General features: G+C 56.0%; 10 protein-coding genes. 5 read left to right on the forward strand and 5 right to left on the reverse strand.

What is annotated here, in order from left to right; genetic code table 11:
• The first annotated feature begins 124 nt into the window (after nt 1-124).
• Nucleotides 125-868, forward strand: coding sequence for a 3'(2'),5'-bisphosphate nucleotidase CysQ (gene cysQ / locus AC22LX_RS19805; protein ID WP_015704189.1), 744 nt, complete (start codon nt 125-127; stop codon nt 866-868).
• On the opposite strand, the gene AC22LX_RS19810 is transcribed toward cysQ, so the two are convergent.
• Nucleotides 858-1,415, reverse strand: coding sequence for a YtfJ family protein (locus tag AC22LX_RS19810; protein ID WP_045396912.1), 558 nt, complete (start codon nt 1,413-1,415; stop codon nt 858-860). The genes cysQ and AC22LX_RS19810 overlap by 11 nt on opposite strands.
• Nucleotides 1,416-1,734: 319 nt before the next feature.
• On the opposite strand from AC22LX_RS19810, the gene AC22LX_RS19815 reads away from it, so the two are divergent.
• A complete protein-coding gene (locus tag AC22LX_RS19815; protein ID WP_015368594.1) occupies nt 1,735-1,941 on the forward strand; it encodes a DUF1107 domain-containing protein in 207 nt (68 codons plus the stop codon).
• Between the two features lie 63 nt (nt 1,942-2,004).
• On the opposite strand, the gene paeA is transcribed toward AC22LX_RS19815, so the two are convergent.
• Nucleotides 2,005-3,357, reverse strand: a complete 1,353-nt coding sequence (gene paeA / locus AC22LX_RS19820; RefSeq protein ID WP_045411099.1) for a polyamine export protein PaeA — start codon at nt 3,355-3,357, stop codon at nt 2,005-2,007.
• 181 nt (nt 3,358-3,538) lie between these two features.
• Nucleotides 3,539-4,177 (reverse strand): peptide-methionine (S)-S-oxide reductase MsrA, encoded by a 639-nt coding sequence (gene msrA / locus AC22LX_RS19825; protein ID WP_047065991.1) that lies wholly within the window; start codon nt 4,175-4,177, stop codon nt 3,539-3,541.
• A gap of 202 nt (nt 4,178-4,379) precedes the next feature.
• Between msrA and tamA the strand changes: the two genes are divergently transcribed.
• The 3 genes from tamA to AC22LX_RS19840 are packed head-to-tail and all read left to right on the forward strand — an operon-like array spanning nt 4,380 to nt 10,230.
• Nucleotides 4,380-6,113, forward strand: coding sequence for an autotransporter assembly complex protein TamA (tamA, locus tag AC22LX_RS19830; protein ID WP_049059251.1), 1,734 nt, complete (start codon nt 4,380-4,382; stop codon nt 6,111-6,113).
• Nucleotides 6,110-9,886, forward strand: a complete 3,777-nt coding sequence (tamB, locus tag AC22LX_RS19835; protein WP_049059252.1) for an autotransporter assembly complex protein TamB — start codon at nt 6,110-6,112, stop codon at nt 9,884-9,886. The genes tamA and tamB overlap by 4 nt, the downstream gene beginning before the upstream one ends.
• A gap of 2 nt (nt 9,887-9,888) precedes the next feature.
• Nucleotides 9,889-10,230 carry a gamma-glutamylcyclotransferase family protein gene (locus AC22LX_RS19840; RefSeq protein ID WP_015704194.1) on the forward strand — a complete coding sequence of 114 codons (342 nt, stop codon included), beginning with the start codon at nt 9,889-9,891 and terminating at the stop codon, nt 10,228-10,230.
• A gap of 188 nt (nt 10,231-10,418) precedes the next feature.
• Here AC22LX_RS19840 and AC22LX_RS19845 read toward each other — a convergent pair whose 3' ends face one another.
• Both AC22LX_RS19845 and ppa read right to left on the reverse strand, forming a co-directional pair.
• Entirely contained in the window at nt 10,419-11,606 is a 1,188-nt protein-coding gene (locus AC22LX_RS19845) for a hypothetical protein (RefSeq protein ID WP_063447584.1), read from the reverse strand.
• A gap of 74 nt (nt 11,607-11,680) precedes the next feature.
• The gene (gene ppa / locus AC22LX_RS19850) at nt 11,681-12,211 is read right to left on the reverse strand and encodes an inorganic diphosphatase (protein ID WP_015368588.1); all 531 of its coding nucleotides are present in this window, start codon (nt 12,209-12,211) and stop codon (nt 11,681-11,683) included.
• Nucleotides 12,212-12,412 lie beyond the last annotated feature (201 nt).

The raw sequence follows: 12,412 nt of genomic DNA on the forward strand, positions 1-12,412 counted from the left end.
TTGTGAATTCTGCCAGAAAAGCGTGAATGGAAACCGCTAGTGTTATCACAGATAGCGGAACTGGTGATGATGCGATATAAATAAAACAACGAGTTAACGCCACTGTAACCAGAAGAGGTGGAGAATGTTAGAACAAGTATGTCAGCTTGCACGGACCGCGGGCGATGCCATCATGGATGTCTACGATGGGAACCAGCCGATGGATGTGAGCAGCAAAAAGGATGATTCTCCCGTTACCGCGGCGGATATCGCCGCGCATAAAGTCATTGTCAGCGGCCTGCAGGCGCTGGATGCAGCAATCCCCATCCTGTCGGAAGAAGATCCGCCGGCGTGGGAAGTGCGGCAGCACTGGCAGCGCTACTGGCTGGTGGACCCGCTGGACGGCACCAAAGAATTTATCAAGCGCAACGGTGAATTCACCGTCAATATCGCGCTGATTGAAAACGGCAAACCAACGCTGGGCGTGGTGTACGCGCCGGTGATGAAAGTGATGTACAGCGCGCAAAATGGCAAGGCGTGGAAAGAAGAGTGCGGCGTGCGCAAGCAGATTCAGGTTCGCGATGCTCGCCCGCCGCTGGTGGTAATTAGCCGCTCCCACGGTAATGACCCGGAACTACAGGAGTATCTGGAGCAACTGGGCGAGCACCAGACCACCTCAATCGGTTCGTCGCTGAAGTTCTGCCTGGTGGCGGAAGGCCAGGCGCAGCTCTATCCGCGCTTCGGGCCGACCAGCACCTGGGATACCGCCGCCGGTCATGCGGTCGCGGTAGCCGCCGGGGCGCACGTTCACGACTGGCAGGGTAAAACCCTCGACTACACGCCGCGTGAATCCTTCCTCAACCCCGGCTTCCGCGTCTCTATTTATTAAGCAGCTTATGCAGCAGGTCGACGACCTGCTGTACCTCTTGCTGGGTCAGCGCGCCGTCTTTTGCCCACTGAACGCGTCCGTCTTTGTCTAACACCACAATCGCCGAACTGCCTTCATCGAGCTGCCAGGCTTTGCGTGCGAGACCGTTGCTGTCGACGATAAACTGCGACCACGGATAGAGCTGTTTATTGCTCTCAATGCTGCTGCGCACGAACATCCCGGAACCGGGGATCGCGTCATCGGTATTGACGATGGTGGTGGTCTGGTAGCGGTCGTGCGGCAGGCCAGCCGCCTTAATCGCTTCAATCAGATTGGCATTTTTCTCTTTTGCCGAGGTGCGCCCGGCAATATGCTGGATGACGCGCACTTTTCCCGCCAGCTGCGAGCTATTCCAGTTTTTGTAGCTAAACTTATCGTTACTCAGTACCAGTTCTCCGCGGTCGGCGATGCCTACCGGCGCGACGCGTTGACCGTCGACAAAATTATGTGCCGAAGCCATTAACGGCAACAGGAGGGCGGAAACCGCCAGCAACTTACGTAGGGTCATGAGATATCCTTTTTTATATGCAGGTGATCCGACCACTTGGTCTTGTTTAATGATAAGTGCGAATTGTCGCCATTACCCGCAAGCGTGATGCCAGTTTGCGTGCCAACGCACACATTCAATAAAAAACGGAAACTTATACTAACAACTACGTATGCCTGAAACGAAAATTCTGAATTATTGTCATCAAAGGGTAAAAAAACTTCTACAGACTGGGTGACTTCGGAAATCTGGACTATAGTTTTAGGGCATTAAAATTTGCGCTCCCGATACGCGGGCTAACTGTGGCACCGCAGGAGCGTAACCCTGGCAGGAGACAACAATGAAAATTTTCCAACGCTACAATCCGCTGCAAGTGGCGAAGTACGTGAAGATCCTGTTTCGTGGACGGTTGTACATCAAGGACGTTGGCGCTTTTGAATTTGATAAGGGCAAAATCCTTATCCCGAAGGTTAAGGACAAGCTGCACTTCTCAGTGATGTCCGAGGTCAATCGTCAGGTTATGCGTCTGCAAACAGAGACCGCATAACGTGGTATGACGGCACGAAAAAAAACGGCTCCCGATGGGAGCCGTTGATGTTTTCAGGGCCGCTTACGCCGCACCTTTCTCTTTTTTTGCCGCGTCTTCGACATCAGGCAGTTTCGGTACCAGCACCGTTGGTTTGTTATCGATACGGGTGACCAGCAGCTGGTCGATACGGTAGTTATCGATATCCACCACTTCAAACTTGTAGCCGGAGAACTTCACCGCATCGGTGCGTTTCGGGATCTTGCGCAGCATAAACATCATAAAGCCGCCGATAGTCTCGTAATTATCGGACTGCGGGAACTCATCGATATCGAGCACGCGCATTACGTCATCAATTGGCGTACCGCCGTCAATCAGCCATGAGTTCTCATCGCGGGCGACAATTTGTTCTTCCAGCCCCTGGCCGACCAGGTCGCCCATCAGGGTGGTCATGACGTCGTTGAGGGTGATGATCCCTACCACCAGCGCGTATTCGTTCATGATCACCGCGAAGTCTTCGCCGGCGGTTTTAAAGCTTTCCAGCGCTTCAGAGAGCGTCAGGGTATCCGGCACGATCAGCGTATTGCGGATCTGCACGCCGCCGGTTAACACCAGGCTCTGGTTTGCCAGCACGCGGTTCAGCAGGTCTTTGGAATCGACGTAGCCGATGATGTGATCGATATCTTCGTTACACACCAGGAACTTGGAGTGCGGATGCTCCGCCACTTTATTCTTCAGGCTCTGCTCGTCTTCGTGCAGATCGAACCAGATCACGTTTTCGCGCGGCGTCATTGAAGAGGGAACGGTACGGGATTCCAGCTCAAAGACGTTTTCAATTAATTCGTGTTCTTGTTTACGCAGCACCCCGGCCAGCGCGCCGGCCTCCACCACCGCGTAGATATCATCGGAGGTGATGTCGTCTTTACGCACCATCGGGATTTTAAACAGACGGAAGATGTTGTTCGCCATGCCGTTAAACAGCCACACCAGCGGGCGGAAGACCAGTAAACAGAAGCGCATCGGGTTGATGATGCGCAAAGCCACGGCTTCTGGCGCAATCATACCGATGCGTTTCGGCGTCAGGTCAGCAAACAGGATGAATAAGCTGGTGACCAGGGTGAAGGAGAAAATAAAGCTCAGCTGCTCGGAAAGCTCCGGCGACATGTAGCGGCTCAGCACGCTGTGGAAAGCAGGGGAAAAGGCGGCGTCGCCGACGATACCACCCAGAATGGCCACGGCGTTGAGGCCGATCTGCACGACGGTGAAGAAGGTGCCAGGGTTTTCCTGCATTTTGAGAACGCGCTGCGCGTTCACATTGCCTTCATCAGCCAGCAATTTGAGTTTGATTTTACGCGATGCGGCCAGTGAGATTTCAGAGATCGAAAAAAACGCACTGACGGCAATAAGGAAAAGTATTACTAAAATACTGTTTAACATATCTTTTCTGACCGTTGAGGCCAGATCCTCGGAAGGGAAGTGGATAACTCTTTTAATGTGGAATACATAAAAAACCGGTCCGAAGGCGCTGGACCGGCTATGACACAGCGTAGTATAGCGTAAATGTCTGTAAAGCCACCAGAGCGATAATTATTCTCGCCAGCGGCCTTATTCTTCAGGATTACGCCTGCGGGGGGAGGCAAACGCCAATCCCGCCGATACCGCAGTAGCCGTACGGGTTTTTGTGCAGGTACTGCTGATGATCGTCCTCGGCGTAGTAGAACGGTTTTGCCGTGGCGATCTCGGTGGTGATCTCGCGGGTATCGTTGGCCTCGTGCATCGCCTTCTGGAAGCGCGCCAGGCTGGCCTGCGCCGCTTCAAGCTGCTCCGGCGTCAGCGGGTAGATAGCCGAACGGTACTGCGTGCCGTGGTCGTTACCCTGCTGCATCCCTTGCGCCGGATCGTGATTCTCCCAGAAAACCTGCAGCAGCTGCTCATAGCTGATGACCTGCGGGTCATATACCACGCGCACCGCTTCCGCGTGCCCGGTCTCGCCGCTGCACACTTCACGATAGGTCGGGTTTGGCGTGTAACCGCCGGTATAGCCCGCCGCGGTGCTGTAGACCCCCGGCAATTGCCAGAACAGACGCTCGACGCCCCAGAAGCAGCCCATCGCGAACAGCGCTACCTCCATTCCTTCAGGAACGTTGGTCATTGAGTGGCCGTTAACGGCGTGGAGCGTTGCTACCGGCATCGGCGTGTTGCGCCCCGGCAGCGCATCCGCCTGGGCGACAAGATGCGTTTTATCAAATAGACTCACGGTTGGCCTCGCAATTTGTGGTTAAGGTTGTAACGTCGCGTATCTTTTTAGACAATAAACACGCTCAATACGTCTAAATTTAAACATAAGAATTATTTGGGTTACCGTCACTTTTTCAACCCTTAGTTGTTAGGGTTTTGTTAAGCCGTGGAGCGGCACTTGCGTTTCCTTCGGGGGGAAACAAGGATATTCAGGAGAACACGTGCAACAAATCCGCCAGATATGCGTTACCAGCCTTTTGCTGGTCAGCGGGGTCGCCAGCGCAGCGAATGTGCGTTTGCAGGTTGAGGGGTTATCCGGGGAACTGGAAAAAAACGTCCGCGCCCAACTATCCACGATCCAGAGCGATGAAGTCACGCCGGACCGTCGTTTTCGCGCGCGCGTCGATGACGCCATCCGCGAGGGGCTGAAAGCGCTGGGTTACTATGAACCCACCATCGATTTCGATCTACGTCCGCCGCCCAAGAAAGGGCGCCAGGTACTGATTGCCAAAGTAACTCCCGGCGAGCCGGTGCGCATTGGCGGTACCGAGGTGATCCTGCGCGGCGGCGCGCGCACCGACCACGATTACCTGGATCTGCTGAAAACGCGTCCGGCAATTGGCTCGGTGCTCAATCACAGCGACTATGACGGCTTCAAGAGCTCGCTCACCAAGGTGGCGCTGCGCAAAGGCTATTTCGATAGCGAGTTCAATAAAAGCCAGCTTGGCGTATCGCTCGATCGCCATCAGGCTTTCTGGGACATCGATTACAACAGCGGCGAGCGTTACCGCTTTGGCCCGGTAAGTTTTACCGGTTCGCAGATCCGCGAAGAGTACCTGCAAAACCTGGTGCCCTTTAAACAGGGTGATTATTACACCTCACAGGATTTGGCGGAGCTGAACCGCCGCCTGGCGGCGACCGGCTGGTTTAACTCGGTGGTCGTCGCGCCGCAGTTTGATAAATCACGTAAAACCAAGGTGCTGCCTCTGCAGGGCGTCGTTTCGCCACGCAAAGAGAACACCGTGGAAACCGGGATCGGTTATTCGACAGACGTCGGACCGCGCGTGAAAGCGACGTGGAAAAAGCCGTGGATGAACTCCTACGGCCACAGCCTGACCTCCAGCGTCAGCCTCTCCGCGCCGGAACAGCAGCTCGATTTCAGCTACAAAGTCCCGCTGTTAAAAAGCCCGCTTGAGCAGTATTACCTGATGCAGGGCGGTTTTAAGCGTACCGACCTTAACGATACCAAGGCCGACTCCACCACCCTGGCGCTGTCGCGCTATTGGGAGATGTCGAGCGGCTGGCAGCGCGCGATTAACCTGCGCTGGAGTCTGGACCACTTTACCCAGGCCAACGTCACCAATACCACCATGCTGCTTTATCCCGGCGTCTCGGTAAACCGCACCCGTTCCCGCGGCGGCCTGATGCCGACCTGGGGCGATTCTCAGCGCTATTCGGTGGACTACTCCAACACCATGTGGGGCTCGGACATTAACTTTATCGTCATGCAGGCGCAGGACGTGTGGATCCGCACCCTCTATGACCGCCACCGCTTCGTGGTGCGCGGCAACCTCGGCTGGATTGAAGCCGATGACTTCAGCAAAGTCCCGCCGGATCTGCGTTTCTTCGCCGGTGGCGACCGCAGCATTCGTGGTTATAAATACAAGTCGATCTCGCCGAAAGACGACGACGGCAAGCTGATCGGTGCGTCAAAGCTGGCGACAGGCTCGCTGGAGTATCAATACAACGTCACCGGGAAATGGTGGGGCGCGGCGTTTATCGACAGCGGCGAAGCGGTGAGCGATATCCGCAAAAGCGATTTTAAAACCGGCGCGGGCGTCGGCGTGCGCTGGCAGTCGCCGGTTGGGCCGATCAAGCTGGATATCGCCCGACCCATCGGCGACAAAGAAGAACACGGTTTACAGTTTTATATCGGTCTGGGGCCTGAATTATGAGTTTATGGAAGAAGATAAGCCTCGGCGTATTACTCTTTTTAGTGTTGCTGATTGGCGCGGTCGGCTTTTTAGTCGGCACCACGACAGGTCTGCATCTGGTACTGAAAGCGGCGGACCGCTGGGTGCCGGGGCTGGAGATCGGCAAGGTCACCGGCGGCTGGCGTGACTTGACCTTACAGAATGTGCGCTTCGAACAGCCGGGCGTAGCGGTGACGGCCGGCCAGTTCCATCTCGGCGTCAAGCTGCGCTGTCTGTGGGATAGCAGCCTGTGCGTTAATGATATCTCGCTGCGCGATATCTACGTCGCTATCGATACCAAAAAGATGCCGCCTTCGACGCCGGTAGAGGAAGAAGATTCCGGCCCGCTGAACCTGTCGACGCCATATCCTATTACCCTCAGCCGCGTGGCGCTGCATAACGTCAATGTCAAAATCGACGACACCGCCGTTTCGCTGCGCGATTTCTCCACCGGCCTGAACTGGCAGGAGAAAAACCTGACCCTGACGCCGACTTCGCTCCAGGGCTTGCTCATCGCCCTGCCGAAGGTGGCGAAAGTGGCGCAGGAGCAGGTGGTGGAGCCGAAAATTGACCATCCGAAACCGGAAGAGAAACCGCTCGGCGAGACGATGAAAGATCTGTTCTCGCAGCCGGTGCTGCCGGAAATGGTCGATGTGCATCTGCCGCTGAATCTTAATATTCAGGAGTTCCGCGGCGAACAGCTGCGCCTGACCGGCGACACCGATATGACCGTCTACAACCTGCTGCTGAAGGTCAGCAGCATCGACGGGCAGATGAAGCTCGATGCGCTGGACGTCGATTCCGACCAGGGCAAGGTTACCGCTTCCGGCACCGCGCAACTGCAGGATAACTGGCCGGTTGATATCACCCTCGACAGCACGCTGAACATCGACCCGCTGAAAGGCGAGAAGGTGAAGCTGAAAGTAGGCGGCGAGCTGCGTAAAAAACTGCAGGTCGGCGTGGATTTAGCCGGCTCGGTGGCCATGACCCTGCGCGCCGAAGCGCAGCTGGCGGAAGCCGGTCTGCCGCTGAATATGGAAGTGAAGAGTAAACAGCTGTACTGGCCGTTTACCGGCGAGAAACAGTTCCAGGCGGATGATCTGCAGCTGAAATTCAGCGGCAAAATGACCGACTACACCATGGCGTTCAGTACCGCGGTGAAAGGGCAGTCGCTGCCGCCGGCTAAAATTACCCTTAATGCTAAAGGCAACGAACAGCAGGTAAATCTCGATAAGCTGACCGTAGCGGCGCTGGAGGGGAAAACCGAACTGAAAGCGTTGCTCGACTGGCAGCAGGCGATCAGCTGGCGCGGTGAATTGACGCTCGATGGCATTAATACCGCCAAAGAGGTGCCGGACTGGCCGTCGAAGCTGAACGGGATTATCAAAACCCAGGGTAGCCTGTACGGCAGCAGCTGGCAGATGGCGGTTCCCGAGCTGAAAATTACCGGCAACGTGAAACAGAATAAAGTGGATGTCCACGGTTCGCTGCAGGGTAACAGCTATATGCAGTGGAAAGTGCCGGGACTGCATCTGGCGCTTGGCCCAAACAGCGCCGACGTAAAAGGCGAGCTGGGAGTGAAAGACCTCAACCTTGACGCCACCATCGACGCGCCGCATCTCGACAACGCGCTGCCGGGGCTTGGCGGCACGGCGAAAGGTCTGCTGAAGGTGCGCGGCACCATCGACGCGCCGCAGCTGCTGGCGGATATCACCGCCCGCGCTTTACGCTGGCAGGAACTGACGGTGGCCCAGGTCAACGTCAAAGGCGACGTGAGGTCCAGCGATCAGATTGGCGGTAATCTTGACGTACGCGTCGATCGCATCAGCCAGCCGGGCGTCAACATCAGCCTGGTGCAGCTGAATGCCAAAGGTACCGAGAAGCAGCATGATTTACAGCTGCGCGTACAGGGCGAGCCGGTGTCGGGCCAGCTGACGCTGGCGGGCAGCTTCGATCGTAAAGAGGAGCGCTGGAAGGGCACCCTGAGCAATACCCGTTTCCAGACGCCGGTCGGGCCGGTAGCGCTGACGCGCAACATCGCGCTGGATTATCGTAATCAGGAACAGAAAATCAGCATCGGGCCGCACTGCTGGAGCAACCCGAACGCCGAGCTGTGCGTACCGCAAACCATTGATGCCGGCGCCAGCGGGCGCGCGGTGGTCAATCTCAACCGTTTCGATCTGGCGATGCTGAAGCCGTTTATGCCGGACGCGACCCAGGCAAGCGGCGTGTTTAGCGGTAACGCCGATGTGAGCTGGGATACTACCAAAGAGGGGCTGCCGCAGGGCAAAGTCACCCTCAGCGGGCGCAACGTCAAAGTTACCCAGACGGTCAACGACGCGCCGCTGCCGGTGGCGTTCGATACGCTTAACCTCAGCGCCGACCTGCATAACAACCGGGCGCAGTTGGGCTGGCTGATACGCCTGACCAATAACGGCCAGCTTGATGGCCAGGTGGAAGTGACCGACCCGCAGGGGCGGCGTAACCTTGGCGGCAACGTCAACATCAGCAACTTCTCGCTGGCGATGATTAACCCGATCTTCGCTCGCGGCGAGAAAGCGGAAGGCAAGCTTAATGCCCGTCTGCGTCTGGGCGGTAATCTGCAGAGCCCGCAGCTGTTTGGCCAGATGCAGTTGAGCGGCGTCGATATCGACGGCAACTTTATGCCGTTTGATATGCAGCCGAGCCAGCTGGCGATGAACTTCAACGGGACTCGCTCGACCCTGCAGGGGACGGTGAATACCAAACAGGGACAGATTGCGCTGAGCGGCAACGCCGACTGGACGCAAATCGATAACTGGCGCGCGCAGATTGCGGCGAAGGGCAGCCGGGTGCGCATTACCGTGCCGCCGATGGTCCGCCTGGATGTTTCTCCGGATGTGGTGTTTACCGCGACGCCAAGCCTGTTTAACCTCGATGGCCGCGTTGACGTACCGTGGGCGCGCATCGTCGTGAACGAGGTGCCGGAGAGCGCGGTGGGCGTCTCTTCCGATGAGGTGATGCTGGATAAAGATCTGAAACCGATCAAGCCGCAGAGCGCCGGTATTCCGATCAACAGCAACCTGACGATTCACGTCGGCAACAACGTGCGTCTGGACGCTTTCGGCCTGAAAGCGCGTCTGACCGGCGATCTGAAAGTGGCGCAGGATAAGCAGGGGCTGGGGCTCAACGGCCAGATTAATATTCCGGAAGGCCGTTTCCACGCTTACGGTCAGGACCTGATCGTGCGTAAAGGCGAGCTGCTGTTCTCCGGGCCGCCGGATCAGCCGCTGCTTAATATCGAAGCGATTCGTAACCCGGAAGCCACGGAAGACGACGTGATCGCCGGCGTTCGCGTCACCGGTTCTGCCGATCAGCCGAAGGCCGAGATCTTCTCCGACCCGGCAATGTCCCAGCAGGAGGCGCTTTCTTATCTGCTGCGCGGCCAGGGTTTAGGCAGCGAACAGAGCGATAGTGCGGCGATGACCTCAATGCTTATTGGAATGGGGGTTGCACAAAGTGGTCAGGTTGTGGGTAAAATCGGCGAGACGTTTGGCGTAAGCAATTTGGCGCTGGATACCCAGGGGGTAGGCGACTCCTCCCAGGTGGTGGTCAGCGGCTATGTGCTGCCGGGTCTTCAGGTAAAATACGGCGTCGGCATCTTCGACTCTTTGGCGACGCTTACCCTGCGTTATCGCCTGATGCCTAAGCTATATATGGAAGCGGTGTCTGGCGTAGACCAGGCTCTCGATTTGCTCTATCAGTTTGAGTTTTAGCAATGCGAATATTTGTTTACGGCAGTTTACGACGCAAACAAGGCAACAGCCACTGGATGACCAACGCCCAGTTGCTGGGCGCTCATAGTGTCGACGATTATCAGCTGTACAGCCTGGGCCACTATCCAGGCGCGGTGCCGGGCGAGGGCACAGTACATGGTGAAGTGTATCGTATCGACGCATCGACGCTGGCCGAGCTGGATGCGCTGCGCACCAAGGGCGGTGAATACGCGCGCCATCTGATCCAAACGCCTTACGGCAGCGCGTGGATGTATGTCTACCAGCGCTCCGTCGAGGGGTTTGCGCAGATTGAGAGCGGAAACTGGTTGGACAGAGACCAGTAATTGAAAACGGCAACGCCACCTTCGGGTGGCGTTGTTTTTTTACCTTGTGGCCATTAGCTGTCAGCGTATATTCCTCGTTTAATCGCTATACCATTACCACAAATGAAAATGACTCTTGCCAAGCAACAGGAGGGCCGCCAGCGTGGTGAGCGCGAGAAACAACAACCGCCGTGTTAGGGTGCTGAACATTATGTTATCTCCTGTAATGGGGTGTTGGCGGCGACTCGCCTGAGGTAACCTCTTACCGCCGTTCGCAGCCCCAGCCAGTCACGTACGCTTTGTGACAAACAGCGGGCAACTGGGCCGATAAGCTCCAGGATTACCAGCGTTCCGCTGAAGCAAAGTAGTAAGAGAGACAACATGTCCAGTGAATCGCGAAGCAACCACCAAAAATCCCTGCCTGACTTGTAGGGGTTATTTAACTCCATGCCAAGTACGAGTAAGTACAGCACCAGCGCGATGCCATAGAACAGGTTATAGAGTAGCGACATTTGCCGGTCGCCGGGATAACAGGAATGATTTTTCAGAAAAGCGCCCCCGTCGCTGACGTTGTATAACGCATGGATGTCGTTATTTTCCCGTTGGTAAACGGCGACTATCCGATCGCCGATAGCGAGAAAGGGCGGTTGACGGCGGTAAAAAAGGGGATGCAGGCCGAAATTGGCGAAACCGATCTGCCAGAAGAAAGCCAGCGGCGCAGCATCGCATTGCATCCCAACACCGTGGTATTCCCGCGTTGGGGTTCCCGTGAACCACTTCTTAAAAATGATATTGCTAATTTTTCCCGTCCTGAGGGCATAGCGTTGCGGAAGCGTTTCGGTAAAAGCCAGCGCCGCCTGACGATCGACCGGCGGCGTTGCCTGTATCGCCTGACAAAATGAGAAGTCGCCGCGGCGCGCCAAATTCATCTTCGCCAGCAGATCGCGCATATCGGGGAGGCGTTTTAACGCCGGGCGAAACAGTAGCTCGCAGAGGCCAGACAGCAGCGCGATTAACGCCAGTACCGCGATAATGCCGAAGCCCATCTTTCCCCATTCTGAATCGATGTAAATGACAGGGATGAGCGTTGCGATGAGGACCAGTAGGCTAACCAACAGCAGCGGCCGGGCCCATGGCTTTGCTAATTGGTCAGGTTCAAGTAGCGTTGTGCCGTCGCTCAACCAGTGGATCCAGTAGCAACCGTTACGCAAGCGGCGGGCGCCGATGTGCAGGGGGTAGTTAAGCTGCAGGCGGTCAAAAAGCGTGGGATCGCTAAAATGGCGTTTATTGGTATAAAAGACATGCTCGCCAGCAATGAGGCGCAAATAGGTTTGCCCTTCAGAGGCTGCTGTGGTGAAACCGGAATAGTTCAGGGTGAAATAGCGAGTGCTTTTCACGGGGTACCCTCCATGGTGATATTGCGGCAATCCGTGCCGCAGTCAGGCAGGGGATGACCCTGCCTGAGACAGAATTACTTCTGTTTAGCGCGCTCGAAGGAAGCAACGATTTCAGCTTTCGCCGCTTCAGCGTTGTCCCAACCGTCGACTTTAACCCACTTGCCTTTTTCCAGATCTTTGTAGTGCTCGAAGAAGTGAGTGATCTGGGCTTTCAGCAGTTCCGGCAGGTCGTTCACATCTTTGATGTGATCGTATTCTTTGCTCAGCTTGGTGTGCGGTACCGCAACCAGCTTGGCATCTTCACCGGATTCGTCGGTCATTTTCAGTACGCCAACCGGACGGCAGCGGATAACTGAGCCTGGCTGCAGCGGGTACGGGGTCGGGACCAGCACGTCAACCGGGTCGCCGTCCAGAGACAGGGTGTGGTTGATGTAGCCGTAGTTGCACGGATAGAACATCGCAGTGGACATGAAACGGTCAACAAACAGCGCGCCGCTCTCTTTGTCAACTTCGTATTTGATTGGGTCTGCGTTAGCTGGGATTTCGATAACGACGTAGATGTCTTCCGGCAGCTCTTTGCCCGCAGGTACGTTGAGTAAGCTCATGTCTGTTTCCTTTAAAAATGTTTGGCAAACAAGTGCCCGGTATTATAGCCAACTCACATCGAATGTCTTCGCTTCTTTTTGCCCTGATGCAGGGGGAAGCGTCTGAATTTCTCCTCATCAGATAACCCTAAAATCCATAAAGATAGCTACATTCTGAATAAAATTGTGTAAACGCTTTCATTATCGCGAACGGCGGTTATC

The organism is Klebsiella sp. PK01 (genome assembly GCF_057624675.1).